Origin of the sequence: Streptomyces sp. ISL-36, assembly GCF_018614205.1 — a bacterium.
In the GTDB taxonomy this organism is placed as follows: domain Bacteria; phylum Actinomycetota; class Actinomycetes; order Streptomycetales; family Streptomycetaceae; genus Streptomyces.
In genome coordinates this window covers 25819-51304 of record NZ_JAGGOS010000092.1, presented here as the reverse complement: position 1 = coordinate 51304, position 25486 = coordinate 25819, and the positions used below count along the sequence as shown (strand labels likewise).

Sequence of the window (25486 nt, the reverse complement as noted above, 5' to 3'; positions counted from 1 at the left end):
GGCGGGAGGTGCGCGGGTGGGTCGGGGCGGCGGCCGTGACCGCGGCCTCGGCCTCCGGCGCGGGACCCGTGGACGGGCTCCGGGGAGCCGGCGGCTCCTGCGCCGTGGGGCCGGGGACCGTCTCGGACGCGGTCGTGCCCTTGCCGGGCGAGGGGGCGTCGGCCGGGGCGGGGTAGAGCACGGCGAGCTTCTCCAGGAGCCGTGCGTATGCCTCGCGCTCCGGCGGCCGCGGTTCGGTCCTGCCCGCCTCCCAGCCGCTGACGGTCGCACGCCGCACCTTCAGCGCGCCGGCCACCTGGTCCAGGGTCAGGCCGTGGGCCTGGCGCAGCCGCTTGCGCTCCTCGGGCGGGGGCAGCGGGGACGCGGACGCGATCAGCGCGTCGACGGCGTCGAACAGCTCCGACATGGAACACCTCCTGTCCGTCACCCTAACGCCGGACCGTACGGATGGCGTACGCCTGGCGTGCGAACAGCGAACCAATGGCGTACGCATCGCGTTCGACCGGACCGCGTGGGGGGATCCGTACGGCCTGTCCGGTGTCGTCGACGATGAGCGGGCCGCTGAAGGTTGCCGCATCCTGAAGCCCAGCGAGGGACGAAGGAGACGAAATGCTCGCGAGGGTGGCCGTGTGGGAACCCATGCCGACGGACGACCGTGACTGGGCGCTGGAGGCCATGGCCACCGTGCGCGGTGTCCACGGTGCGTACCACCTCGTGGATCCTGCGACCGGCAACGGACTGTCCATCGCCTTCTTCGAGGACGAGGCCGCCGCTCGAGCCGCACGACAGGCGATCGAGAAACGCGCCGAGGAGATCGGGTGGCCCGACACGCCACACCCGGCTCCCGCCTCTCAAACCGTCTACCACGTCATGCGGCACGCGTAGCCCGGCACGACCGCCACGGGGCGTGTGTCGTCAGGGTTCGATGGCACACGCCCCGTGCCGGAGGGGCGGCTCGTCTACTGGAGGACGGCGCCCGCTCGCATGGCCAGGAAGTTCGCCTTGTAGGCGTCGTGCGCCGTCGCGCCTGCCACGCGGATCATGGCCTCGTCGTTCTCCCGCAGGGAGGAGACGTCCAGGTTGTGGGAGCCGGTGAAGGTCCACTTCGTGTCGGGGTGGCCCGCGTAGTTGCCCTCGATGAGCAGGTACTTCGAGTGGACGAAGTAGCCGTCGGCGTCAAGGTGGTAGGGCTTGATCCGTGCGTGGCCCTGCAGGGTCGCGAGGTCGTTCGAGTCCTTGTAGACGACTTCGATCCAGCAGTCCTCGTTCGCGAGCGAGCGCAGCTTGGTCGCGATCTCGTCCCGGTGCAGGGCCCAGGCGGCGATCCGCACGATGGTCTTGTGGGAGGTCGTGCCGACTGTCGTGTTTCCCGTACAGGAGACGTTGTTCAGGAAGCCGAGGACGATGTCGCCGCTCTGCTGCGGGAAGAAGTAGTACTTGATGTCGCCGGCCTCGCCCTGGCGGTAGTAGTCACTCGTCTTGTTCATGGCGGCGAGGTCGTTGAAGTAGCCGGTGTACGCCGTGTAGAGGGCGGTGTTGCCGACGACGGTGTAGGCGTTGTTCCACTGCCGGGTGGTGGCCGAGACGGTCTGGTTGGCGGAGCTCTGGATGACCACGTCCTCGGCCACTCCCGCGTCGCCGACGCGGGAGAAGGTGAAGAACTTGTTGTGGTTGATCGGATTGGTGCCGCCCGACGCGATGCAGGCGCCGCCGTTGGTGCATACGTGGACCCATGAGCCCTGGGTCTTGTCGGATCCCAGAGCGGCGATCAGGTTCTGCGCAGGTGCCGGGTTCGGCGCCTCGACGGACTTGTGGTCGAGCACGACGCGCACGTTGACGCCCCTGCTGTGTGCGGCGACCAGGGCGTCGGTGTAGTCCTGGTCCTGCATGACGTAGAGGGCCGCCCGCAGGGTGCGTCCCCCTTGGGTGTTGTCGATCGCCCCGATGATGTGGTTCTTGACGGCGTTCTGTTCGGCCGCCGACCCCTTGGGGTTGTTGAAGACGGCGCCGGTGACGACCGGTGGAACGTCCTCCGCGGCCGCGGGTGCGATGCCGGAGAGCAGAAGGGCGAAGGCGACGGACAGGGTCGCCCAGAGACGCTGACGGATGATTCCTCCTCGGCTGGATGGTGGCATGAGCCTGCCATGCACCATCCGCCGCGGAAACGGAGGGTCCTCCTCACCTGCCGCAGCCCCAGGGCGGCGCCCTGCGCCGCCCTGGATTTCGTGTGGTGTGCCGTCAGCCGGGCCAGGTCCCGGTGAGTTTACGGACGGCGGCGGCGCCGCTGCGGTCCACCACCGCCTTGACCGCGGCGAAGATCGCTCCCTGCAGCGCCGCGGCGAGCAGGATCTCCCGCCACGCGCGTTCCTCGTCGGTGGCGCCCGGCGCGTCGTCCTCATGCCGCAGGAGCTTCCACGCCTGCTTGAACAGCGCGCCGGCCACCAGTCCGCCTGCCGCGCCCATCATGAAACCCACCGGCTTGTACACGATCTTCGACGCCTTCATGTCAGCATCCCCCGCTCCGCCGGGCCCGCCGCAGCACGGCCCCGGCCACGACCACGGTCACGAGCGCGGCCCCGACGAGCACCAGGACGCGGTGGCGACCGGCGACGCGGGCGGCGTCGCCGGCTTTCTGCCTCACGGGCGGCGGTGTCCTGTCCTGCGCGGCATGGAGCGCGTGCGACGCCGTGCCCTCGATCCGGGCCAGCGCGTCCGCGGCCTTTCCCCGGGCGGCGGCCTTCACCTCGGCCGTCTTCTCCTGTGTGCGGGCCTTGACGTCCGCCCGCGCGGCCAGAGCTTCGATGGTCCGGCCGAGCTCCTCGCGGGTGACGTCGACCTCCTCGCGCAGTTGCTCGGGGGTGGGTGTGGGGCGGTCCCCCGAGGCCTGGTCGCCGGTCATCGGTGCACCCTTTCCTTGATCTCGGCCACATCGGCCTTCACACTGGCGATGGTCTTCTCCGGGGCGGGTGGGGCCGCCCGCGAGACTTCCCGCTTGCCGACGGCGGCCAGCACCGCCGCGAGTACCGCCAGTGCACCGGCGACGATCAGCGCCGACGCCCACACGGGCAGCGCCAGGGCGAGGGCGGCGATCGCGGCGGCCACGAAGGCCTGCAGGGCCAGAACGGCGACGAGCCCGGCCCCACCGAAGAGGCCGCCTCCCATGCCGAACCTCTTGCCCTTGGCCTGCATCTCCGCCTGCGCCAGGCGCAGCTCCTGGCGTACCAGCTTCGTCATCTGCTCCGCGGCCTGCTTCACCAGCGCGCTCGTCGAGTCGTGATCGTGTGCGGGTGCCGGGCGGTGTACGGGGTCGTTCATCGCTGGGCCTGCCTTCCGGGTCCGGATGCTGATGCTGTCTGGATCTGGATCTGGATCTGTGGGGCGCCTGTCGCGCCGGTACCCGCCCCACGCCCTCTCATCCGTCCCGGTCCCGATCCGGCGTGCCCCGATCCGGCCTGCCCCGGTCCTCGCCGCCGCTCGGTCCGCCCAGCTCCCTGCGCTCCTCCTCGCTCCACTTGCTGGTCTCGCGTGGTTCCACATACGGCTCCTCGTCGGCCGGGTGGCCGTCGAGGATCGCCCGTTGCCGGGAGAGTTCCGCGTCGAACTCCAGACCGAGGAGGATCGCGAGGTTCGTGAGCCAGAGCCACACCAGGAAGATGATGACGCCGGCGAGGGTGCCGTAGGTCTTGTTGTAGGAGCCGAAGTTCGCCACGTACAGGGCGAAACCCGCGGAGGCGACCATCCAGATGACCAGGGCGAGGAAACTGCCCGGGGTGATCCAGCGGAAGCCGCGGCTCTTCGCGTTCGGGGCGGCCCAGTACAGCAGCGCGATCATGACCGTGACCAGCAGCACGAGCACGGGCCATTTCGCGATCGACCACGCCGTCACCGCCGCGTCGCTCATGCCGAGGGCGGCACCGGCCTGCCTGGCCAGGCCGCCGCTGAACACCACGATCAGCGCGCTGACGCAGGCGAGGACCATCAGGGCGAGGGTCAGCAGCACGCGGAGCGGAGTGAGCTTCCAGACCGGGCGGCCTTCGGGCATGTCGTAGACGGCGTTGGAGGAGCGGATGAACGCGGCCACGTACCCGGACGCCGACCACAGTGCGGCGAGCAGGCCGACGACCGCCAGCACCGATCCGGTGCCGCCGCTCGCCTGCAACTGCTCCACGGCTCCCGTGATGATGTCGCGGGCCGAGCCGGGGGTCAGCCGGGTGAGGTTGTCCAGGATGCTCTGCGTCGCCGACTTCCCTGTCACGCCCAGGAGCGACACGAGCACGAGGAGGGCGGGGAACAGTGCCAGCACTCCGTAGTACGTCAGTGCCGCGGCGCGGTCCGGCAGCTCGTCGTCCTTGAACTCCTTCAATGTGCGGCGCAGGACCGCTCCCCAGGACTTCTTGCCCATGTCGGTGGGGCTCTCGGGAGCGGCGTGCCGGTCGCGGGGGCCCGGGCCGGCGCCGCCGCCCTGCCCGCGGCCTTCGGTCTGTTCTCCTCTGGATGGCCTGCCTCGGCCTGTGTCAGCCATGACCTGCGGTTAACCAGAAATCGCGAGGCGAACCCCGGCAGACGCGTCCCGGGCGGCCGGCCTCGGTCCGTCGGGCGGCGGGCCCGGGTGAGCCGCGTCTCATCGGCACCGCCACGCTTGTGTATGCAACGAGTTGCATAGAAGGATCGAGGCATGGCACTCGAACACGCGATCCTCGTGTCGCTGCTGGAGAAGCCGGGATCCGGCTACGAGCTGGCCCGGCGGTTCGAGCGGTCCATCGGTTACTTCTGGACCGCCACCCATCAGCAGATCTACCGGGTCCTCAAACGCATGGAGGCCGACGGCTGGGTGGACGTCCGCGAGGTGCCCCAGCAGGCCCGCCCGGACAAGAAGGAGTACTCCGTCGCCGCCCTCGGGCGGGACGCGCTCTCCCGATGGCTGCACGAGCCGATCGAACCCGAGAGTGTCCGGCACGACCTCGCCGTGAAGATCCGTGGCGCCGCCTTCGACGATCCGGCCGCCCTGATTCGCGAGGTCGAACGGCACCGTCAGGCGCACACGGACCGGCTCGCCCGCTACCTCGCGGGAGAGCTGCGGGACTTCACGGGACCGGAGGCCCCGCGCCCCGCCGGGTCGCCCGACGCCGGGCGGGAGCTCCAGCACGTCGTGCTGCGCGGCGGTATCGCGTACGAGCGGATGACGCTCGCCTGGCTCGACGACGTACTCGTCACCATGCACAGGCTCGGCCGAGCCGAACACTGAACCACACCAGGGGGCGGGCCGTCCGGCGCCCCCTCACCCCTCACCCCTCACCCCTCGACCCTCGACCCTCGACCCTCGACAACGCCGGAAAGGCGGACACACCCATGGCCGATTCGCTGCTGTTCAACCCGCGTACCTACGACCCGGCGCACTTCGATCCGGAGACCCGCCGGCTGCTGCGCGCCACCGTCGACTGGTTCGAGGACCGCGGCAAGCGCCGGCTGATCGAGGACTACCGTTCCCGTGCCTGGCTGGGCGACTTCCTCGCGTTCGCCGCCAAGGAAGGGCTGTTCGCCACCTTCCTCACCCCCGCGTCCGCCGTCTCGACCGCCGACGACGGCGGGCAGGACAAGCGCTGGGACACCGCCCGGATCGCCGCACTCAACGAGATCTTCGGCTTCTACGGGCTCGACTACTGGTACGCCTGGCAGGTGACCATCCTCGGTCTGGGCCCGGTGTGGCAGAGCGACAACGCCGCCGCCCGCGCCCGCGCGGCCGAACTCCTCGACCAAGGCGAGGTGTTCGCCTTCGGTCTCTCCGAGAAGGCCCACGGCGCCGACATCTACTCCACCGACATGCTGCTTGAGCCCGACGGGGAGGGCGGTTTCCTTGCCACCGGCTCCAAGTACTACATCGGCAACGGCAACGCCGCCGGACTCGTCTCCGTCTTCGGCCGCCGCACCGACGTCGAGGGACCGGACGGCTACGTCTTCTTCGCCGCCGACAGCCGCCACCCGGCGTACCACCTGGTGAAGAACGTCGTCGACTCCTCGAAGTACGTGAGCGAGTTCCGGCTCGACGGCTACCCCGTCGGGCCCGAGGACGTGCTGCACACCGGCCGGGCCGCCTTCGACGCCGCGCTCAACACCGTCAACGTCGGCAAGTTCAACCTCTGCACCGCCTCGATCGGCATCTGCGAGCACGCGATGTACGAGGCCGTCACCCACGCGCACAACCGCATCCTCTACGGCCGCCCCGTCACCGCCTTCCCGCACGTGCGCCGGGAGCTGACCGACGCGTACGTCCGTCTCGTCGGCATGAAGCTCTTCAGCGACCGTGCCGTCGACTACTTCCGCTCCGCCGGCCCCGACGACCGCCGCTACCTCCTCTTCAACCCGATGACGAAGATGAAGGTGACCACCGAGGGCGAGAAGGTCATCGACCTGATGTGGGACGTCATCGCCGCCAAGGGCTTCGAGAAGGACAACTACTTCGCCCAGGCCGCGATCGAGATCCGGGGACTGCCCAAGCTGGAGGGCACGGTCCACGTCAACCTCGCCCTCATCCTGAAGTTCATGCGCAACCACCTGCTGAACCCCGCCGAGTACGCCCCCGTGCCCACCCGGCTCGACGCGGCCGACGACACGTTCCTCTTCCGGCAGGGACCGGCCCGCGGCCTGGGCTCCGTACGCTTCCACGACTGGCGTACCGCCTATGACGCGTACGCCGACGTGCCTAACGTCCGTCGCTTCCGCGAGCAGGCCGACGCGCTGTGCGAGTTCGTCACCACGGCCGCCCCCGACGAGGAGCAGAGCCGGGACCTCGACCTCCTCCTCGCCGTCGGCCAGCTGTTCGCGCTCGTCGTCCACGGCCAGCTGATCCTGGAGCAGGCGCGTCCGGCCGGCCTCGACACGGATGTACTGGACGAACTGTTCGCCGTTCTCGTACGCGACTTCTCCGCGCACGCCGTCGAGTTGCACGGCAAGGACTCCGCCACCGAGCAGCAGCAGCGCTGGGCCCTGGACGCGGTCCGGCGGCCCGTCGTCGACGAGGCCCGCTCGGCGCGCGTCTGGGAACGCGTCGAGGGGCTGGCCGGGGCGTACGAGATGGCGCAGTGATCCGACGGTAGGCGCGCCGTTCGCGGTCGCCCCCGGAGCCCGGTATCCACCGGCGCCCCGGGGGCGTCCCGCGATCACCGAAGCAGCCGGTCCGGGCCGCGGCAGGCCCGCGCGGCGTTAGGCTCGGGGCCGTGAACAGCGAGGTGGCGGACGGCACGGCGGCGGCGACGGGCGAGGCGCGGTACCGCCGGGAAGAAGTGGCCCGGGCGGCCGGCGTGAAGGTCCGCAACCTGCGCTACTACCAGGAGCGCGGACTGCTTCCCCCGCCCCGCCGTGAGGGCCGGATCGCCTGGTACTCCGACGAGCACCTGACCCGGCTCCGGCTGATCGACGACCTCCTCGGCCGCGGCTACACCGTGAACGGCATCGCCGAGCTGCTGGCCGCCTGGGAGCAGGGCGGCGGCATCGCCCAACTCCTCGGCCTCGGGCGGGAGATGGCCCATGAGTGGGTGCGGGAGGAGCCCGTCACGATGGACCTGGCGGAGCTGCGGGAGCTGTTCGGCCCGGCGGCGACGCCCCAGGACACCCGGCGGGCCGCCGCGCTGGAGTACGTACGGATCGAGGGGAACACCGTCACCTTCCGGAGCCGGCGGCTGCTGGAGGCGACGCTGACGCTGGTGCGGCAGGGGGTGCCGCTCGCGGAGATCCTGGACGCGGGGGACCTCGTCCAGGCTCAGGCCGCGGCGCTCGCGGACAGGTTCGTCGCCCTCTTCCGTCGGCATGTGATCGGCCCCGAAGGCCTGGAGCGGCTTTCGGACGCCCAGTTGGATCACATCGGGGAGACGGCCGCGGCACTGCGCCCGGTGGCGGGCGAGGTCGTGGCCGCGGAGTTCGCGCGGGCGATGGCTCGGAGGGTGGAGGCCGAAGTCGCCGCGCTGCTGCGTACGGAGCAGTAGGACTTGGCCGAAAGCGAGCTCTCGCACAACCTTGCCAACCACCATTGGCACTCTTACATTCGACTCCACGGTCATACCGGCGAGTAACGAATGCACGCGACCGGATCGCACACCGCCGGATCGCACGTGGTCACGTCGGCTCGGGCCGGATCACCCATCACCCTTCATCCCACCCATCAAGGGGGATCTGTCATGGACCAGGACTCAACGGATCGCGACTTAGGCGACGGCCGGGTGAGATGGCGGCGCTTCGCCGTCCTGACGATCCCGGCCGTCGGCGTCACCGCCGCGCTCGGCATCGCCCTCGCCCAGGGGGCACTCGCCGCCTCCTTCGCCGTGTCGGGCCAGCAGTTCAAGGTGTCCGCCAAGAGCCTGACGGGCGAGGGCTTCGTCCAGTACGGCAGCGTGGACGTCAACGCCCGGGAGGAACTCATCCCGGTGGCGGTCACCGCGATCAGGAAGGCCGAGCTCAACAGCCTCTGTCAGTCGGTCGTCACCTCGCTCCCGGTGATCGGCGACATCTCGCTCAACCTGACCGCCGGCCAGAAGACCCCCGTCGAGGCGACGAACCTCTTCGTCGACGCCACCCAGCTGTCCGGCAACGCGGCCTTCACGAACATCGAGATCGGCCGCGACGCCTCCACCCTCGACAAGGGCCCGGCCGACGCCCAGGGCATGCAGGACCTGTTCTCCCAGCAGGCCGACACCGTCACCATCACCGATCTGAAGCAGACGGCGTGGGCCACCAACGCCGGCACCTTCAAGCTCTCCGGTCTGAACATGACGGTCAACAAGGGCAAGAAGGAATGCTTCTGACCCCCTGGCGGAAGCGGTTCCGGCGGTGGCGCCGCAGCCGTCCGTTCTGGGGCGGGCTCGCCGCCGCCCTCGCCGGGGCCGAGATCTGCGCCCTGCCCCTCGCACCGCTGAAGGCCATGCTCACCCAGGGCGTGGCGGGGATCCCGTCCGTCCTGATGGGTCTCGTGATGATCGTGCTCGGCGTCTCCGTCTGGTTCGCCCCGCACTACCGCACACTCGCCGGGGTCGTCACGACCCTCATCGCCACCGCCGCACTGGTGCTGTCGAACCTCGGAGGTTTCCTCGTCGGGACCCTGCTGGGCATCCTCGGCGGCGGGCTCATGTTCGCCTGGCAGCCGCGTACCCCCACGCGCGACCCGTCCGCCGAACCCAGCGGTACCGAGACATCCGGAACGCCCGCCGCACCGCACGAATCCACTTCCGCCGCACCGCACGACGCTCACTCCGCCGCATCACCGCTCTCCGATCCCCAAGGAGCACAGCCATGAGCCGCACCCACACCGCCCTCACGCTCGGACTCGGACTCGCCGCCACCGGCGCGCTGACCCTCGGCGCCGTCTCCGCCACCGCCGCACCGTTACCCACGGCGGCGGCCGACTCGACCACGGTCACCCCCGCCGGTCACGCCTTCAAGGCCACGCTCAGCGGCAAGGCCACCTTCAAGGCCGGCTCGGTCACCGTGACCTGCTCGGTCTCCGTCTCCACCGGCACGGTCCCGGCCGCCCCCGGCAACCACAACGCGGCCGGGCCGGTCTCCTCGCCGATCTCCGCCCCGACGTACAGCTCCTGCACGTCGAGCATGTCGGGCGTGACCCCGACCGTCACGACCAGCGGCGCCTGGCAGGTGTCCATGCAGAACGGGTCTCCGATCACGGCCACCATGACCGTCCCGACGGGCGGCCTGGTGGTCAAGACGACCGGTCTGGCCACCTGTACGGTCGTCGCCGCGCCCACGGCCGCGGCGAGCGTCCCCGGCTCCTGGGCCAACGGCGCCCCGCCCTCGCTGACCTTCACCAACGCCTCGGTCCCGGTCAAGGTCACCGGCGGGTTCGGCTGCCCGACCAGCGCGACGAGCTCCGTCTTCAACGCCGTCTACACGGTCGCGGACACCACCGATCCGGCCCAGCAGATCACCGTGGCCCCGTAGGCCGCGAACCGGCCAGCCTGTGGCCGGTGATCCCGTGAGCCCGTGAGTCGATGCCGGGCGGGACCGTCGTCGGACGGACCCGCCCGGCATCCGCCTTGTCGCCCCTCCGGCGGAGGGAAGGACATACGACCGGCCCTTCGGGGGAAGGGAAGCCTCTGACACAGACAGCACCAAAACGTGACAGAAGGGCAAGGTGGACGTATGGACGGGATCGTGATGCTGCGCGAGGACCACGCGACGGTCGAGAAGCTGTTCAAGAAGTTCGAGAAGACCGACGACGACGCCCTCGCGGAGCGGCGAAGCATCGCCGATCAGGTGATCGAGGAGCTCACGGTGCATGCCTGGATCGAGGAGCAGATCTTCTATCCGGCGGCACGCGAAGGAGCGCCCGACACGACCGATCACGTCCTGGAGAGCATCGAGGAACATCACGCGGTGGTGTGGATGCTCTCCGAGCTCAAGAACATGGACCCCTCCGACGAGCGCTTCAAGGCGAAGATGTCCGTCCTGATGGAGAACGTCCGCCACCACGTCGAGGAGGAGGAGAAGGAGTGGTTCCCCGAGGTCCGCAAGGCACTGGGGCGCAACCGCCTCGTCGAGCTCGGTGAACGGATGAGCGAGGCGAAGAGCGAGGCTCCGCGCGACCCGCTCGCCGTCCCGAGCGCCACCCATGCCTGAGCCCGCCCCCCAGGAGTACCCGGCCTCCCTCGTCGCCCTGCGGGTGAACGGGACGGAGCGGACGCTACGGCTCGACAACCGCACCACCCTCCTGGACGCGCTGCGCGAACACCTGGACCTCACCGGCGCGAAGAAGGGGTGCGACCACGGGCAGTGCGGCGCGTGCACGGTCCTCGTCGACGGGCGGCGTGCCAACAGCTGCCTCATGTTCGCCGTGGCCTGCGACGGCTCGGACATCACAACGGTGGAGGGCCTCGCCCAGGGCGAACGACTTCACCCGGTCCAGGAGGCGTTCGTCGCCAGAGACGCCCTGCAGTGCGGCTACTGCACGCCCGGCCAGATCTGTTCCGCCGTCGGCATGCTGGACGAGGCTGCCGCGGGACACCCCTCGTACGCGACCGCGCCGCCCCGTCTCCCGGCGGAGGGCCGCGCAGCCCCCGGCACCCTCGACGCCCTCGACGCCCTCGACGCCCTTGAGGCCCTCGACGCCCAGGAGATCAGGGAGCGCATGAGCGGCAACATCTGCAGGTGCGGTGCCTATCCGAACATCGTCGACGCGATCGAGGAGGCCGCGACGTCATGAGGCCCTTCTCGTATCTGCGCGCCGAGACGGCGGAGGAGGCGCTCGACGCGTTCGCCGCCCATCCGGGCGCGCAGTTCCTGGGCGGCGGGACCAATCTCGTGGACCTGATGAAGCTCGGGGTCACCGCCCCGACGTTCCTCATCGACGTCAGCCGCCTGCCGTGGGACGCCGTCGTGGAGACTCCCGAGGGCGGCCTCCGCATCGGGGCGACCGTGCGCAACAGCGATCTGGCGGCCCATCCGGTCGTGCGCACGCGCTACACCGCCTTGTCGCAGGCTCTGCTGTCCGGGGCCTCGGGGCAGTTGCGCAATACCGCGACCACCGGCGGGAACCTCCTCCAGCGCACCCGGTGCCTCTACTTCCAGGACACCTCGAAGCCCTGCAACAAACGAGACCCGGGAACGGGGTGCCCCGCCCGCGACGGCGTTCATCGGGACCTGGCGGTACTCGGCCACTCGGCGTACTGCGTCGCCACCCATCCCTCGGACATGGCGGTGGCCCTGGCCGCCCTCGACGCGGCGGTCCACCTGCGTGGGGCGGACGGGGCGCGGACGGTCCCCGTCGCGGACTTCCACCGGCTGCCCGGCGAACGGCCCGACGTGGATACCGTCCTGCGGCCGGGGGAACTGATCACCGGCGTGTCCCTGCCGCCCCTCCCCCACTCCGTGCACAGCGGCTATCGCAAGGCCCGTGACCGTGCCTCGTACGCCTTCGCCCTCGCCTCGGTCGCCGCCGCGGTCCGCGTCGAGGACGGTGTCGTCCAGGAGGCGTCGCTCGCCTTCGGAGGCCTCGCCCACCGGCCCTGGCGCGCCCGCGCGGCCGAGGAGGTACTGCGGGGCGCGCCCGCCACCACGGAGACCTACGCACGGGCGGCCGACGCCGAACTCGCCTCCGCCGAGCCGCTGCGCGACAACGCGTTCAAAGTGGAGCTCGCCCGCAAGCTCACCGTCAGCATCCTGAGCGACCTCGCTTCCCGCGCCGAAGGAGGCCGGCCCCCGACATGACCGACGCACTCACCCCGGACGCCACGAAGGCGCCGGACGCCCCGTCCGCCCCAGCTGCCCCGCAGAGCGGCGTTCCGCGCCGGGAAGCCCGTACGAAGGTCACGGGCGCGGCCCGCTACGCGGCCGAGCACACGCCACCCGACTGCGCCTACGCGTGGCCCGTGCCGGCCGCCGTCGCGTGCGGCCGGGTCACGGCCGTCCATGCCGACGACGTCCTCGCGCTGCCCGGCGTGCACGCGGTGCTCAGCCACAGGAACGCGCCTCGCCTAGGCCCGTCGGACGACCCCACGCTCGCCCTGTTGCAGGACGACCGCGTGCCCCATCGCGGCTGGTACGTCGCTCTGGTCGTGGCCGACTCCCTGGAGACCGCGCGGGCCGCCGCCGGCACCCTGCGTGTCTCGTACGAGACCGATGAGCACGACGTCGTCCTGACCGCCGACCATCCGCGGCTCTACACCCCGCAGGAGGCCAACGGCGGCCACCCGGCCGTACGCGAACGGGGCGACTTCGACGCGGCCTTCGCCGCCGCCGACATCCGTGTCGACGCGACGTACACCATGCCCGCGCTCCACAACCATCCGATGGAACCGCACGCCGCCACCGCGTGGTGGGCCGACGATGATCGGCTGACCGTGTACGACTCGAGCCAGGGCTCGACCACCGTACGGGACACCCTCGCCCGTCTCTTCGGTCTGCCCGAAGCCTCGGTCACCGTCATGTCCGAGCACGTCGGCGGCGGGTTCGGCTCCAAAGGCACACCACGCCCGCAGGTGGTGCTCGCCGCGATGGCCGCCCGCCACACCGGTCGGCCCGTCAAACTGGCGCTCCCCCGCCAACACCTCGCCGCCGTCGTCGGCCACCGCGCCCCCACCGTGCAGCGCGTGCGGCTCGGGGCGGACTCCGACGGTGTCATCACGGCGCTCGCTCACGAGGTGGTCACCCACACGTCCACGGTCAAGGAGTTCGTCGAGCAGGCCGCCGTCCCGGCCCGCACCATGTACACCTCGCCGAACAGCCGCACCGCCCACCGGGTGGTGGCCCTGGACGTGCCGAGCCCCTCGTGGATGCGGGCACCGGGCGAGGCGTCGGGCATGTACGCCCTGGAGTCGGCGATGGACGAACTCGCCGTCGCCACCGGCGTCGACCCCGTGGAGCTGCGCCTGCGCAACGAGCCGGCCACCGAACCCGACAGCGGCAGACGCTTCAGCAGCCGGCACCTCGCGGACTGTCTCCGCGAGGGCGCGCGGCGCTTCGGCTGGGAACCGCGTGCGGGTGGAGGCGGTGCCCAAGGTGGTGGGCGCGGCGGCGGACGCCGAGAGGGGGACCTGCTGCTCGGCACCGGGGTCGCCTCGGCCACCTATCCCGTACTCGTGAGCCCCTCGACGGCCACCGCGCAGGCCGACCGGGACGGCACGTACACCGTGCGGGTCAACGCCACCGACATCGGCACCGGGGCGCGTACCGTGCTCGCGCAGATCGCGGCCGAGGTGCTGGGCACCCGCCCGGACGCGGTGCGCGTGGACATCGGCAGCAGTGGGCTGCCCGATGCCCCGCTCGCCGGCGGCTCCTCGGGCACGGCTTCCTGGGGCTGGGCCGTCCACAAGGCCTGCACCGCCCTCGCAGGAAAGCTGCGCGCGCACTCCGGCGAGCTGCCGGCCGAGGGGTTGACCGCGTCGGCCGACACCGAGGAGGAGGCCGGGCAGGAATCGCCCTACGCCCGGCACGCGTTCGGCGCACACTTCGCGGAGGTCCAGGTGGACACCGTGACAGGCGAGGTCCGGGTCCGCCGCCTCCTCGGCGTCTACGCCGCCGGTCGCATCCTCAACCCTCGTACGGCACGCTCCCAGTTCATCGGCGGGATGACCATGGGCATCGGAATGGCTCTGACCGAGTCGAGCACCATGGACCCCGGCTTCGGTGATTTCGCGGAGCGCGATCTGGCCTCGTACCACGTCCCCTCGTGCGCGGACGTACCCGCGATCGAGGCGCACTGGGTGGAGGAGGACGATCCTCATCTCAATCCGATGGGCACCAAGGGCATCGGTGAGATCGGCATCGTGGGCACCGCCGCGGCCATCGCCAACGCCGTCCACGACGCGGTCGGCGTCCGGCTGCGCCACCTCCCCCTGACCCCGGACCGCCTGCTGCCCCACCTCACCGCCTGAAGAGGGGCGGAGCGCCGTCAGCGGTGGGAATCACCCAGGTCCGGGTCGTCGTCCGGGGTGCTCCACGAATCGCGGCCCGGCTCGGCAGGGGGCTGCGGCGGCGTCTGGGTCCGGGTCGGGTCACCGACCGGGCGCCGGCGGCGTGCGACACGGCGGCTCCCCCACCAGAACGCGCCGATGAGCACACCCACGATCACCACGCCGATGGCCACGGCGAAAAGGAGGGCGTTCGAGCCGGCCGCGGCCAGAGCGGGTGCGGCATCGCTGAGAGCGGGTGCGGAATCGCTGACGAGGGTCTGTGCGGTCATGATCGCCTTTCTCGTATCGGACCCGCCCCGGGCGGTGTGCGCCGGGGCGGGTCACGGATCAGTGGGCGGGGGTGTTCAGCGCGCGCTCACCAGTAGTGAGATCGGCCTCCCACAGCGTGTCCGGCAGCGCCGGCCACCCACAGCACCAGGCCGATGACCGCGAGGATCAGGCCTATGGTCCACAGAATGGAAATTCCTGTGACGAACCCGATGATCAGCAGGATCACTCCGAGGATAATCACGACGACCTCCCTGCACCCTTATGGATGACTCCGCCGCGACTAGCGGAGCGAAAAGGCATTGAAGCGAATACCATCACCGGCGCCATATCATTCGCGGTGAGCCGAAGATTGTTCCGAGGAATCGGTGCGGGGGCCGCCGGGCCGCTCCCCCTGGTTCGCACGACCGGGCTCGGTGCCGTCACCGTCCGTGACGGCCGCCTCGTCCGCCTCGCGTCGTGCTTCCTCGTCGCCGCTCTCCCCGACCGCTTCGGACGGGGTGGTCCGGGGGCGCTGCCGGCCTTGCTTGTCGTCGGTCATGTGCTCGTACTCCTTCGGTCTAGGAGGGCGGGTAAGGGGCCGCTTTGAGCCGCCGGGCGAGGTGCGCCGTGTTGGCGGCGAGCGTCGCGGTGGTCCCCGCCGTGGCCTCGGGGGTCTTCTCGAGGTCCTGGTAGTCGGTGCCCTGCATGGCCTCCCCGACCCAGTAGGTGACCGCGCCGGGGGCAAGGGTGAAGCCGACGTCGTTGAGGCCCTGGAAGAGGTCGGCGCCGGTCTTGTGCGCGCCGTCCTCGTTGCCGACCACGCAGACGGCCGCGACCTTCCCGTAGGTCAGCAGGCGGCCCTCGTCGTCCGTCTCGGAGAGCTCGGCGTCCAGACGTTCCAGAACGCGCTGGGCGATGCTCGACGGGTGTCCGAGCCAGATCGGGGTCGACAGGACGAGGATGTCGGAGCCGAGAATCGTGTCCCGGATCTCGGGCCAGTCGTCCCCCTGCCCCATGTCCGTCTTCACACCGGGCAGGACGTTCCGATCGGCGATGCGGATCGTCTTGCCGGTGACCCCGTGCTCGCCGAGGGCGGCCATGGTCTGTTCCGCCAGCAGTTGTGAGCTGGAGGGCGCGGGCGAGGGGGAGAGGGTGCAGACGAGTGCGACGGCGCGTAGGGGTGTGGTGTCCATGAGGTCGCCGTTACCCCGCGAGGCGTCCTCCATGTCCTCTAAGCGCCAGATTGCGTCTCCGGCGGCTGGGTGGCATCGGGCCGTCTCGGGATACCTCCCCGCCCGGGGCGCTCTGCCCCATGGCGCCGGCCCTGTGCTCGTGGCGTCGCCGGCCGCGCCGGCATACATCGCCGTACGCCTGTGACCCGCCCCGTCGTTGCGGGGCGGGTCACAGGCGTACGCGAGGCGGCGGATGCGGGCGCGGCGGCGGCCGCGGCCGCGTCTCCGCTCAGATCCGACCGCGCGCGAGCCGGGTCAGCGGTCCGACCGGCGGCTTGGCCGTGGTGCGGCCGAGGGCGAAGGCGGCGCCGGCCACTCCGGCGACTCCTGCCGCGGCGCCCGCCGCGATCGCCTTCCTCTCCTTGACGACCGTCCAGGCGGTCGTGGCCGCGGTGGCCGCCTTGGCGGCGTTGGCCGTCACGGCCTGCTGCCCGCTCTGGAGACCGTTCGCCGCCGCACGGCCGACACGCCGGGTGGCCTCGCCGGCGGAGCGCGCACTCGCCGAAGCCGACTTCTCCGCGTCGTGCAACGCGGTCTCGGCCGCGGATGTCGACGCGGACCTCGACGCGGACTTCGACGTGTCCGCCGCAGCCGAGGCCTTCCTCTCGGTCCGCTTGGTGGCCGTCTTCCGGGCGCTTGTGGCGCGGGAATTCCTGGTGTTGTCGCTCTCAGCAGTCATGGCATTCCTCCTTGCCGTTCAACCACTCATGAAACGGGGGGTGTTCTATCGAATTCCTTCGCGGGGCAGCAGTGAGCCCAGCGGCCCCAGATCCAGATTCAGATCGTCCATCGAGAGGCCGTACCTGTCGCACAGCTCTTCCATACGGTCGTGAAGAATCATCAGCGTCATGCCGATGCGTTCCTCCTGGTCCTCGGTGAGGTCTCCCTGGTCGACCCGGTGGACGGCGGTACGTTCCATCAGCTGACGCAGCAGTTCGACGATGGTCAGGACGAGTTTGATGAGATCGCGTTCCACCGTGTCGGGGTCGGTGGCGAGCCGCTGGGCCACGCCACCGGCCGCCGCGAGCCGCTCATCGAGGTCGTGGACCCGGGTGGGGGCGGTTTCCCTCATCGCTGAAGCCTCCTTGGGGTGTGTGCCGGGCCCGGCGTGGCCGACTCGACGTTCGGGGGCGCGACGGCCCAGGGGGCCGGTGCGTCCTCGGTGATCGACCTGATGACCGCGCGCAGATTGATGTGGACCAGGTCGACGTCCGCGACGGACAGGACCAGGTCCCCGGTCAGCACGGCGCCGCCGGTCAGGAGGCGGTCCAGCAGGTCGATGAGGGCGACCGGCGGCCCCTGGAGAGGTTCGGTGTCCTGGATGCCACCGCCGCCGACGGGGAACGCGCTGCTCGTCACGGGGCGCCCTCGTCCCCGGCCATGTCCGGTGTCGCGAACGAGTACGGTGCCCACGGTCCGGTCACCTCGATGTGGACGCCAGGGGCGCGGCCGGCCAGGGCGCCGACCTGCTCCCGGAACCGTTCCGCGTCGCCCGCGGCCACCAGGTACGCCTCGTTACTGAGGTTCTCGCCGGGACGATGGGACAACTCCCCTTGCTGGGGGCGGTGTGCGACGCCGGCCCGTGCGAACGCCCGCGCCACCGCGGTCGCCTCGGCGGCGATGGCGCCGGCGGTCCGGTAGAGGTCCTGGGTGCTGCGCCGGCGCGCCCGGCGCTGCGCCAGGTAGGCGCGTCCCGGCCCGGACGGAGCGGCCGACGCCTCCGGTGGCGGAGGCTCTTCGCGCGACCGGGCCGCGTTCGGGTCCACGTAGACCTTCACGCCCAGCTCGACGTTCCCGTCGAGCTCCGCGAGGAGTTCCTCGAAACGTCGCCGCTGCTCGGCGAGCATGGCGACCACCCGGCTGTCGTCCCGGTAGACCGTCGCCAGGCGCAGGGGGAGCACGACCGTCTCGGCGAACGCGGCGTCGACGACGGCGTGATGAGCGCGCGCCATCGCCTCGAGGGCCGGCAGGTCCTCCAGCAGAGCGCGCAGCGCCCGCTCGCCGAAGACGTCCGACGGTACGGACGACACCGGCGCGACGAGCCCGTCGCCACGGATCAGCCGCAGGTCATGGCCGTGCACTCCGGTCAGGCGGCCGAGGGGACGGCGAAGCGCCCCGTCGTCGCGGCCGACGGCGTACACGTACGTCAGCTCGGGACCGGTGCCGGCAAAGCCCGGCGTCTCCCGTGGCGTCCGCTCATACGTGCTCACCTCGTGCCCTCCTCTCGCACCTCGCCCGCCCCTCCTCCATCGCCGGTCCTCCGCGTTTCGTCGGCCGGGCCGAGCGCCGCGCGCAGCCGGTCGAGCTCGCCGCGCAGACGCTCGTTCTCCTCGGCGAGGAGCTCCCTCGGGTCGGCCGCCCCACGGCGGTCTTCGACCGGCTGTGCCGGGCGGTGCGCCCGCGAGGAGAGGGAGGGGTCGTGTTCCCACCAGTCGATGCCCATCTCCTTCGCCTTGTCGACCGAGGCGACCAGAAGCCGGAGCTTGATCGTCAGCAGTTCGATGTCGAGGAGATTGATCTGGATGTCGCCCGCGATCACGATGCCCTTGTCGAGGACCCGCTCCAGGATGTCCGCGAGGTTGGCGGAGGAGCCCTGGGCACCGGGTGCGGATGTGGTGCGCGGCGGGGCCGCCAGGCGGCCTGCCAGTGAATCGGACACGGTGTCGCCCCTGTCTGCGTACGGATGCTCTCGGCCGGCGGCCGTCACGAGCCGTTCCCCGGTGGTCGTCGCCGGTACGCCTCGATCTCGTCGAGCCGGTCCAGCAGCTCGTCCTCCCGCCGGTCGAACTCCTCGGCATCGATGCGGGACCGCTCGAAGTCGTCCACGAGCTCCGCCAGTCGTCGGCGCACCGGCTCGGGGTCGTAGTACTCCCGCTCCGCCGCGAGCAACACCTGGTCGAGGACCCAGGCCGTTCCGCGGACGGGGGCCAGCGGCAGGGTCAGAATGCCGGTGACGAGTCCCATGGCCGGCACCTCCTTCGCTGTCCTTGCCCGACGGTCACACGAAGCTGTACGGAGGGAGCGGCCCGGTCAGGGTGAAGCTGTACCCCTCCCCCAGCCGGTCGGCCTCTTCCCGTACGGCGCCCACGAAGGCGTCCGTCGACTCGGCGGGAACGAGGAACGACACGTTGAGGAAGTGGGTCGCGCCCGGTTCGCCACGGGAGGCGCGGGAGGCGGCCGGGAGCAGGCGCTTCACCGTCTCCTCCGCCTGCGCGTCCCCCCGGGCCGCCACCTCTTGGGCGACGAGTTCGCCGAGCGCGATGCGTTCGTCGTGTGCTCCCGGGTCCGAGCGGGTGCGCTGGTTGAGCTCCCGGGCCCGCTCGGACTGCGCCATGATCTCGATCAGCAGGTCCTTCTCGTCCCGGGCGGCCTTGAGGTGGTACTCGACGTGTCCCTCGAGCTCGGTCAGCCGCTTGCGGTAGGCGGGGGCGTCCCGACCCAGGACCTCGGCCACCCGTTCGTCGTCGGGGCCGAGCAGACCGAAGCGCATCGGCAGGGTCGCGCCGTCGGCCATCAGGGCCTCCAGGACGCGCTCGTGGGCCGTCACGTCACGGCGCTTGGCCCTGAGGCCGGGTGGCGCGTCGCTGACGACCGCGGCCACGGTGTCGGTCGTGACCGCTCGCAGGGGTGACGGTGGGTCGCCGACTCCGTGGAGGTCGTCCAGCCGTAGGGGGTGGTCGGCGCCGGTGATGGCGTAGACGTAGGTGGACACGCGTCACTCCTCGCTTCGCTGGGCTGATGAACGGCTGGACGAGGAGCGTGACGTTCGTTTCCGCGGCTCCTCCTCGGGCTCCTCGTCCTTGCGGTGCAGGGAATCCGAGATCGCCTCGACGGCTCCGCTCAGGGCGCCTTTCGACTTGCCTTTGGCGCCGTTCTCCGTCATGTCGCCGACGATTTCGGTGAGCTGCGTCGGCGCCTTGCGGCCGGATTCCAGATCGAGCCGGTTGCACGCCTCCGCGAAACGCAGATAGGTGTCCACACTGGCGACGACCACACGGACGTCGATCTTGAGTATTTCGATCCCGACGAGGGAGACGCGGACGAACGCGTCGATCACAAGACCTCGGTCGAGAATGAGTTCCAGCACGTCGTAGAGATTGCCCGAGCCGCTTCCGCCGCTCGCTGTGCTGCTCTGTTGGACGAGTGTCACGGTGAAACTCCTTCCGGAGGTGTCAACGGCGGTCGATCTGGCCCCGTGCGTACCGCGTCGTGCGTTCGTAGGCGACGAGGCGGCCCTCGGGGTCGAGAGCGACGTGGTAGGACGCCATGACGGTCATCGTGTCGGGCACTTTTTCCAGTTCGACCACTTCCACGTCGGCCGACCAGCCCTCTTCGGTGGCTTTCACCGCCGAGACGGATCCCGGTTCAGAGCCCAGGAGTTCGGAGAGTTGAGCGGAGGCTCTGCGCATCGCCGTGGATAGGTCGATACGTTCTCCGGATTTCTTGGCACGTTCGTCGTCAGTCGCGTTCATGATCCCGCCTGTAGGGCACGGAAGATCGGCTTGGAGCTGCTCTCCATCCGCCGTCTGTTGCTGCGGTTCGCGTGCCCGTGTGTTCCGAACGTATGCGTGACAAGTGCCGTCCTCGACACCTTTTGCCGCCACGGCTGGTGACGGTCTTTCGGCGCTGCTTGCCCGACGGGCGGTCAGTTCGTCCGATTCGGTGGGATCGAGCGGGGTCGGGGCGTGTGCGGCCCGGCTCGGGTTAGAAGAGGTGTCATGAGTCGCACCGATGACAGCGTGATGGGAACCGTCACCACAAAAGTCCCCGCCCGGCTGGACAGGTTGCCCTGGTCACGGTGGCACTGGATGATCGTGATCGGTCTCGGCACCGTATGGATCCTCGACGGTCTCGAGGTGACCATCGTCGGCAACATGGCCGGCAGGCTCTCCGAAGAGGGCAGCGGGCTGCCGATCAGCGACGCCCAGGTCACCGGTGTGGCGGCCGCGCTGTACGTGGCAGGTGCCTGCTCCGGCGCCTTGTTCTTCGGCTGGCTCACCGACCGCTTCGGCCGCAGGAAACTGTTCCTGATCACCCTCGCCGTCTATCTCCTGGCGACGGCGCTGACCGCGCTGTCCACCTCCGTGTGGTGGTTCTTCCTGTTCCGCTTCCTGACCGGCTTCGGTATCGGAGGCGAGTACGCCGCCATCAACTCGGCCATCGACGAACTCATCCCGAGCAAGTACCGGGGCCGGGTCGACCTCATCATCAACGGCAGCTACTGGCTCGGGGCCATGGGCGGCGCTCTGCTGTCCGTCGCGGCGCTCGACACCGACTTCTTCCCGATGGACGTCGGCTGGCGACTGAGCTTCGCGCTGGGAGTCGTCCTCGGTCTCGTCATTCTGGTCGTGCGCCGGCATGTTCCCGAGAGCCCGCGGTGGATGTTCATCCACGGCCGTTCGGAAGGGGCCGAGGAACTGGTCGCGGCCGTGGAACGTCAGGTGGAGCGCGAGAAGGGCGTCACCCTGCCCGAGCCGTCCCGCGCGATCACCATCGAGCAGCGTCACAGCATCGGCTTCATCGAGATCGCCCGCACGCTCTTCCACACGTACCCCAAGCGGGCCGTGCTCGGCTTCGCGCTCTTCATCGGCCAGGCGTTCCTGTACAACGCCATCACCTTCGGCTTCGGCTCCATTCTGGTGAAGTTCTTCGACGTTCCCACCGGGTACACCGGGTACTACTTCGCCGTCATCGCCTTCGGCAACTTCCTCGGCCCGCTCCTGCTCGGCCGGCTCTTCGACACCGTCGGGCGTCGCCCGATGATCGCGGGTACCTACATCCTCTCGGGTCTGCTGCTCTTCGGTACGGCGTGGCTCTTCGACCGGGGCAGTCTGGACGCGACCACGATGACGCTGTGCTGGTGTGTCGTCCTCTTCTTCGCCTCCGCCGGCGCCAGCTCCGCGTACCTCACCGTCAGCGAGATCTTCCCGATGGAGACACGGGCGATGGCGATCGCGTTCTTCTACGCGATCGGTACGGCCGCCGGCGGTATCTCCGGGCCGCTTCTCTTCGCGCAGCTGACCGAGAGCGGTGTCGTCGGCGACGCCGTCCTCGCCTTCTGTGTCGGTGCGACGCTCATGGTCCTGGCGGGTCTCGTCGCGCTCTTCTTCGCCGTCGCGGCGGAGGGCAGATCGCTGGAGGACATCGCGACGCCGCTGTCGGCGAGGGCGGCGGACGAGGACGGGGCACCTCCGGCCGCTCGCGTCGGCCGATGACGCTCTCCCGCCGTCACCGGGTACGACGGGCCCCAGGCCGCGCCGGCCCCGCCCGGGCCGCCTGACCGTGCCCGACCGCGCCCGTCCATGTCTGTCACGGATGGCACGCCGGGGACCGGCCCGGGGCTGCCGGAGGGCTGCGGCCGGGCAGTCGGCTGGACGGCGACCACTCCCAGCTGAAAGCCTCGACCGACGCTCGGAGAGTTGAGAGAGACGAGGAGGGCCTGATGAACGCCGCCGAAGAGGACCAGCACCCGCTGGACTCCGCCAGCGTCGTGAACGCGAAGAAGACCCTCCTCGAACTCCTCGGCCGCGCCGGAGTGTTCCACACGGAGGCCGAGGAGCTGATCGCGCTCGTCGAGGCCGGCGCCGTCGTGGAGGCGCACCGTGAGGTCCGTAAGGTCGAGAGGGACGCCCCTGAAGGCAGGGGCGATCTCTACGGCGCCGGCTGGCGGGACGGCGCACAGGCCGTCGGCGACGAACTCGACCGCATCGCCGAACGAGCGCTGCGGCACGCCCTCGGGCCGGCGGTGCCCGCCCGCTCCCCGCAGACCGGCCGGGAGGACGTCCCGCGAGGACATCCCCCCGTCGGCAGGGTGGACGTGGAGCGGGCGAAGGTGGCGGTGACGCCGCTCTACCTCGCGTTCACCCACGTCTCCGACCTCGACCCCGAGGTGTCGGACGACGTCCTCACCGCGGTCCTCGGCACGATGAGCCCCGCGGAACGGGCGGGGTACGCGGGACGGCTCGGCGAGTTCGCCGAGACCCGGCGCGAAGAGCTGGCCCGGCTGTACGCGCAGTACGGTCCCGGCAGCGACATCGCCATCCACGGCCGCTACTCCCTCACCCACTCCCCCACCAGCATCGCCGTGCTCGAACGCCTCGCCACGGCGCCGTCCGCCCTGCGGACGGAGTGGGAGCACGCCGAACTCCCGCCGGTGTGGCTGGAGGGACTGGCGAACGCGTGGGGGGCTCCGGCGGGCTGACCGCGGGACGAGAAGCTGCGCGGGGACTCCCTGAGCCCGAGACCCCTGTCTCGGACACACGAGCCCCCGACCGGTGGGCAGAGGAACCTGCCGGCACCGGTCGGGGCTCTTCGGCGGTCGGTCAGCCCGCGGTCGCGCGGAAGTGGCAGACCGCGGCGGTGGGCGAGGCCGTGGCGCCGTCGACAGTCCGCACCCACCAGCCGTAGCTGTGGCCCTCGACGAGACCGGGGACGGTGACCGAGACGGTGCCGTCGCCGCGCACCTTGGCGCTCGCGGAACCGGGGCCGCTCATACGCAGAGGCTGGGGCAGGCTCGGGTCGGTGTTGTCCCACACCGAGAACTCGGCCCAGACCTCTTTGGACGGGTCCGGGTGCGTGACCCTGGCGGTCAACGTCGGCGTCAGGCTGTGCACCGTGCCGTAGCCGCCGGCCTGGTGGCAGCCCGGGGCGTCCGGGGACGGCTGGGCCTGCCTGCCGGTCGGCGCGGTCAGCCTGCCCGCGTGCGAGGCGGCCTCGGTGGCGGTCATCGGGTGGTCGTAGACCTCGACGCGCTGGACGGCACCGTGGAAGTAAGCGTTGCCGGCGCCGTTCACCTTGTCCCGGCCGACGACGAACGGGCCGTCGGCGGCCCACCGGGTCGGGTGGGTGGTGGTGCCGGCCTCGACGCCGTCGACGTAGAGGGTGACGACGCCGGACGCGGCGTCATGGACGGCGGTGAGCCTGGTCCACACCCCGGGCTTGGCCTGCGTACGGGAGATCGCCTGGTCGACGCTCCAGCCGCCGCTGTCCGACTTCGGCAGGCCGAAGCGCCAGGTGTTGTCCGGCTGGTTGTACCAGAGCATCATGCCGCTGATCACTGAGCCGTCCTGGGAGAGGACGACCGAGGTACCGGCGCCGGGCTCGACCTTGGCCCAGGCGGAGACGGTGAAGCTGCGGGTGGTGTCGACCACGGGGCCGGCCGCGGTGACCGTGCCGGTCGAGCCGTTCAGGGCGACGGCGCCGCCGTGGTCCGTGGTCCAGGAGGCACCTGCGGTGAGGGTGCCCGAGTGACCGCCGGAGCCGCCCGAGGTGCCCGCGGGGGATCCGTCGAGCTTCCAGGAGAGCGTCGGCGCGCCTCTGGTGTGACCGTAGAGCGGCGTGTGGTCGGAGGTTCCGGTCGGTGTGCAGACGATGGGCGTGGCGTTCTTGTGACAGTCGGGCTGAGCCTGGAGCGTGTAGTCCGCCTGGTCGGCCATCTGCGTCCACGAGTCGCAGCCGCTGAAGCCGGAGGTGGAGAAGAGGTAGTCGATCTTCGAGGTCTCGTAGGACGGATCGGTGATCGCCTCGTTGGCGTCCTTGCTGGCCACGGCCGGCGTGTACTTGGTGACCTCGTTGCTCGCGTCGCCCGGGAGGTACGACCGCTGGTCGCACTCCGCCATGGTGTCGTAGAGCGGCTGGAGCCGGTCGCGCAGCCGGGTGTTGAAGTCACCGCCGAGGACCACGGAGGGGAACTTCGCCGCCATGGCGCGGATGGTCTCGATCTGGTCCTCGTAGAGCTGGTCCGCCCGGTCCTGCGACATCTGGCCCAGCTCGACGTCCTGACCGAAGTTGGACACATGGGTGGCGCAGAGGTGGTTCTCCCAGCCGGCGGCCTCGGCGCAGAGCACCTGTCCACGGTTCTGCTGGGTACCCAGCGGGACGGGCAGGACCTCGGAGTCCGACCAGGTGATGCGCCCCTTGACGCCGATAGCGACGCTGAGCGTCCCGGTGAGGCCACCCCGGCAGTACGAGGTGCCGGCCGGCCGCCAGACCTCCGCCCAGCGGAAGCTCCACGTGTCCTTGCCGAGTTGGGCGGCGATCTCGTCCAGCTGGCTGGGCGCCCCGGTGTCGGGGACCTCGGTCCGGCGAGGTCCCGAGCACACCTCCTGAAGCATGATCGCGTTCAGGTTCCGGGCCCGGACCACGTCCCCGATGGCCTTGGCCTTGGCCTTCGGGTCGTTGCGGAAGGGGCAGAACCCCCCGCTCGACGGCAGTGTGCCGCCGGCCTCGCCGCAGATGTTCCAGGTCATGGCCCGGACGGATTCGCGGGTGTAGCCGTTGCCCGCAGGATCACCCGGCGTCGTCGTCAGGGCCGCCGCGGGTATCGCCTGCGCCCCGAGCAGGACCGCCGTCGTCAGCACTGTCGCCAGCACCGCCGCCACCATGTGCAGCCAGGAGGCCGCGCTTCTTCTCATCATCACCTGCTACCGGGCTGGTGAGGTGCCCGCTCCCCCCGCCCTGGTTCCAGGACAGCGCCGAGGACTCTGCCAGAGCCCGTCGTCGTGATCAACGCGCCGGGGAGCGTCTCGTACCCGACCGTGGGGCCGCACCGTCGCGGTGCGGCCCCACGGGTTCACGGGTCGGGCGCGGGAGGGT

33 protein-coding genes are annotated in these 25486 nt (G+C 70.7%); 13 read left to right on the top strand and 20 right to left on the bottom strand.

Translation table 11 applies throughout. The annotated features are described in order from the left end of the window. On the bottom strand, positions 1-406 hold a 406-nt coding region (locus J7E93_RS23265), incomplete at its 3' end, for a helix-turn-helix transcriptional regulator (protein ID WP_215071884.1). Between the two features lie 203 nt (positions 407-609). Between J7E93_RS23265 and J7E93_RS23260 the strand changes: the two genes are divergently transcribed. Continuing rightward, positions 610-885, top strand: coding sequence for a hypothetical protein (locus J7E93_RS23260; protein ID WP_215071883.1), 276 nt, complete (start codon positions 610-612; stop codon positions 883-885). Between the two features lie 74 nt (positions 886-959). Here J7E93_RS23260 and J7E93_RS23255 read toward each other — a convergent pair whose 3' ends face one another. The 5 genes from J7E93_RS23255 to J7E93_RS23235 form a co-directional block, all read right to left on the bottom strand. Further along, positions 960-2135 carry a phosphatidylserine/phosphatidylglycerophosphate/cardiolipin synthase family protein gene (locus tag J7E93_RS23255; RefSeq protein ID WP_215071882.1) on the bottom strand — a complete coding sequence of 392 codons (1176 nt, stop codon included), beginning with the start codon at positions 2133-2135 and terminating at the stop codon, positions 960-962. A gap of 103 nt (positions 2136-2238) precedes the next feature. Further along, positions 2239-2505, bottom strand: coding sequence for a DUF4235 domain-containing protein (locus J7E93_RS23250; protein WP_215071881.1), 267 nt, complete (start codon positions 2503-2505; stop codon positions 2239-2241). 1 nt (position 2506) lies between these two features. After that, positions 2507-2899: a DUF3618 domain-containing protein gene (locus tag J7E93_RS23245; protein ID WP_215071880.1), complete on the bottom strand. Its 393-nt coding sequence runs from the start codon at positions 2897-2899 to the stop codon at positions 2507-2509. Continuing rightward, positions 2896-3315: a phage holin family protein gene (locus J7E93_RS23240; protein ID WP_215071879.1), complete on the bottom strand. Its 420-nt coding sequence runs from the start codon at positions 3313-3315 to the stop codon at positions 2896-2898. The genes J7E93_RS23245 and J7E93_RS23240 overlap by 4 nt, the downstream gene beginning before the upstream one ends. A gap of 97 nt (positions 3316-3412) precedes the next feature. After that, entirely contained in the window at positions 3413-4522 is a 1110-nt protein-coding gene (locus J7E93_RS23235) for a YihY/virulence factor BrkB family protein (RefSeq protein ID WP_215071878.1), read from the bottom strand. Positions 4523-4675: 153 nt separating this feature from the next. Here J7E93_RS23235 and J7E93_RS23230 point away from each other — a divergent pair, with 153 nt between their 5' ends. The 10 genes from J7E93_RS23230 to J7E93_RS23185 all read left to right on the top strand — a co-directional run bounded on the left by J7E93_RS23230 (position 4676) and on the right by J7E93_RS23185 (position 14372). Further along, positions 4676-5245: a PadR family transcriptional regulator gene (locus tag J7E93_RS23230; RefSeq protein ID WP_215071877.1), complete on the top strand. Its 570-nt coding sequence runs from the start codon at positions 4676-4678 to the stop codon at positions 5243-5245. A gap of 104 nt (positions 5246-5349) precedes the next feature. Next, positions 5350-7083, top strand: coding sequence for an acyl-CoA dehydrogenase family protein (locus tag J7E93_RS23225; protein ID WP_215071876.1), 1734 nt, complete (start codon positions 5350-5352; stop codon positions 7081-7083). A 131-nt stretch (positions 7084-7214) separates the two neighbouring features. Beyond that, positions 7215-7979 carry a MerR family transcriptional regulator gene (locus J7E93_RS23220; RefSeq protein ID WP_308368756.1) on the top strand — a complete coding sequence of 255 codons (765 nt, stop codon included), beginning with the start codon at positions 7215-7217 and terminating at the stop codon, positions 7977-7979. A gap of 192 nt (positions 7980-8171) precedes the next feature. Further along, complete coding sequence (locus J7E93_RS23215; RefSeq protein ID WP_215071875.1) at positions 8172-8795, top strand: DUF6230 family protein; 624 nt, start codon at positions 8172-8174, stop codon at positions 8793-8795. Further along, entirely contained in the window at positions 8786-9283 is a 498-nt protein-coding gene (locus J7E93_RS23210) for a DUF6114 domain-containing protein (RefSeq protein ID WP_251066947.1), read from the top strand. Before J7E93_RS23215 ends, J7E93_RS23210 begins: the two co-directional genes overlap by 10 nt. Continuing rightward, positions 9280-9942, top strand: a complete 663-nt coding sequence (locus tag J7E93_RS23205) for a hypothetical protein (RefSeq protein ID WP_215071873.1) — start codon at positions 9280-9282, stop codon at positions 9940-9942. Before J7E93_RS23210 ends, J7E93_RS23205 begins: the two co-directional genes overlap by 4 nt. A 201-nt stretch (positions 9943-10143) precedes the next feature. After that, entirely contained in the window at positions 10144-10620 is a 477-nt protein-coding gene (locus J7E93_RS23200) for a hemerythrin domain-containing protein (RefSeq protein WP_215071872.1), read from the top strand. After that, entirely contained in the window at positions 10613-11203 is a 591-nt protein-coding gene (locus J7E93_RS23195; RefSeq protein WP_215071871.1) for a 2Fe-2S iron-sulfur cluster-binding protein, read from the top strand. Before J7E93_RS23200 ends, J7E93_RS23195 begins: the two co-directional genes overlap by 8 nt. Then, complete coding sequence (locus J7E93_RS23190; RefSeq protein WP_215071870.1) at positions 11200-12207, top strand: xanthine dehydrogenase family protein subunit M; 1008 nt, start codon at positions 11200-11202, stop codon at positions 12205-12207. Before J7E93_RS23195 ends, J7E93_RS23190 begins: the two co-directional genes overlap by 4 nt. After that, complete coding sequence (locus J7E93_RS23185) at positions 12204-14372, top strand: xanthine dehydrogenase family protein molybdopterin-binding subunit (protein WP_215071869.1); 2169 nt, start codon at positions 12204-12206, stop codon at positions 14370-14372. The genes J7E93_RS23190 and J7E93_RS23185 overlap by 4 nt, the downstream gene beginning before the upstream one ends. Positions 14373-14389: 17 nt before the next feature. On the opposite strand, the gene J7E93_RS23180 is transcribed toward J7E93_RS23185, so the two are convergent. The 13 genes from J7E93_RS23180 to J7E93_RS23120 all read right to left on the bottom strand — a co-directional run bounded on the left by J7E93_RS23180 (position 14390) and on the right by J7E93_RS23120 (position 20364). Further along, positions 14390-14680, bottom strand: a complete 291-nt coding sequence (locus J7E93_RS23180; RefSeq protein ID WP_215071868.1) for a DUF6479 family protein — start codon at positions 14678-14680, stop codon at positions 14390-14392. An 86-nt stretch (positions 14681-14766) separates the two neighbouring features. Further along, the gene (locus J7E93_RS23175) at positions 14767-14922 is read right to left on the bottom strand and encodes a DUF6131 family protein (RefSeq protein ID WP_215071867.1); all 156 of its coding nucleotides are present in this window, start codon (positions 14920-14922) and stop codon (positions 14767-14769) included. 87 nt (positions 14923-15009) lie between these two features. Continuing rightward, positions 15010-15219 carry a hypothetical protein gene (locus tag J7E93_RS23170; RefSeq protein ID WP_215071866.1) on the bottom strand — a complete coding sequence of 70 codons (210 nt, stop codon included), beginning with the start codon at positions 15217-15219 and terminating at the stop codon, positions 15010-15012. 19 nt (positions 15220-15238) lie between these two features. Continuing rightward, positions 15239-15853 carry a flavodoxin family protein gene (locus J7E93_RS23165; RefSeq protein ID WP_215071865.1) on the bottom strand — a complete coding sequence of 205 codons (615 nt, stop codon included), beginning with the start codon at positions 15851-15853 and terminating at the stop codon, positions 15239-15241. 268 nt (positions 15854-16121) lie between these two features. Then, positions 16122-16571 carry a hypothetical protein gene (locus J7E93_RS23160; RefSeq protein WP_215071864.1) on the bottom strand — a complete coding sequence of 150 codons (450 nt, stop codon included), beginning with the start codon at positions 16569-16571 and terminating at the stop codon, positions 16122-16124. Between the two features lie 45 nt (positions 16572-16616). Beyond that, positions 16617-16964, bottom strand: a complete 348-nt coding sequence (locus J7E93_RS23155) for a gas vesicle protein K (RefSeq protein WP_215071863.1) — start codon at positions 16962-16964, stop codon at positions 16617-16619. Further along, positions 16961-17251 (bottom strand): gas vesicle protein, encoded by a 291-nt coding sequence (locus J7E93_RS23150; RefSeq protein ID WP_374105422.1) that lies wholly within the window; start codon positions 17249-17251, stop codon positions 16961-16963. The genes J7E93_RS23155 and J7E93_RS23150 overlap by 4 nt, the downstream gene beginning before the upstream one ends. After that, a complete protein-coding gene (locus J7E93_RS23145; protein WP_215071862.1) occupies positions 17248-18102 on the bottom strand; it encodes a GvpL/GvpF family gas vesicle protein in 855 nt (284 codons plus the stop codon). Before J7E93_RS23145 ends, J7E93_RS23150 begins: the two co-directional genes overlap by 4 nt. After that, complete coding sequence (locus J7E93_RS23140; protein WP_215071861.1) at positions 18099-18551, bottom strand: gas vesicle protein; 453 nt, start codon at positions 18549-18551, stop codon at positions 18099-18101. The genes J7E93_RS23145 and J7E93_RS23140 overlap by 4 nt, the downstream gene beginning before the upstream one ends. A gap of 44 nt (positions 18552-18595) precedes the next feature. Further along, positions 18596-18856 carry a gas vesicle protein GvpG gene (locus J7E93_RS23135; protein WP_215071860.1) on the bottom strand — a complete coding sequence of 87 codons (261 nt, stop codon included), beginning with the start codon at positions 18854-18856 and terminating at the stop codon, positions 18596-18598. A gap of 34 nt (positions 18857-18890) precedes the next feature. Then, positions 18891-19604: a GvpL/GvpF family gas vesicle protein gene (locus J7E93_RS23130; protein WP_215071859.1), complete on the bottom strand. Its 714-nt coding sequence runs from the start codon at positions 19602-19604 to the stop codon at positions 18891-18893. A gap of 3 nt (positions 19605-19607) precedes the next feature. Beyond that, complete coding sequence (locus J7E93_RS23125; protein ID WP_215071858.1) at positions 19608-20042, bottom strand: gas vesicle structural protein GvpA; 435 nt, start codon at positions 20040-20042, stop codon at positions 19608-19610. Between the two features lie 22 nt (positions 20043-20064). Further along, a complete protein-coding gene (locus tag J7E93_RS23120) occupies positions 20065-20364 on the bottom strand; it encodes a gas vesicle protein (RefSeq protein ID WP_215071857.1) in 300 nt (99 codons plus the stop codon). A 246-nt stretch (positions 20365-20610) separates the two neighbouring features. On the opposite strand from J7E93_RS23120, the gene J7E93_RS23115 reads away from it, so the two are divergent. Then, a complete protein-coding gene (locus tag J7E93_RS23115; protein WP_215071856.1) occupies positions 20611-22107 on the top strand; it encodes an MFS transporter in 1497 nt (498 codons plus the stop codon). 227 nt (positions 22108-22334) lie between these two features. Beyond that, positions 22335-23093, top strand: coding sequence for a hypothetical protein (locus J7E93_RS23110; RefSeq protein ID WP_215071855.1), 759 nt, complete (start codon positions 22335-22337; stop codon positions 23091-23093). Between the two features lie 121 nt (positions 23094-23214). Here the strand turns inward: J7E93_RS23110 and J7E93_RS23105 are convergent, their stop codons facing one another. After that, positions 23215-25305 (bottom strand): LamG-like jellyroll fold domain-containing protein, encoded by a 2091-nt coding sequence (locus tag J7E93_RS23105; RefSeq protein ID WP_215071854.1) that lies wholly within the window; start codon positions 25303-25305, stop codon positions 23215-23217. Positions 25306-25486: the final 181 nt, after the last annotated feature.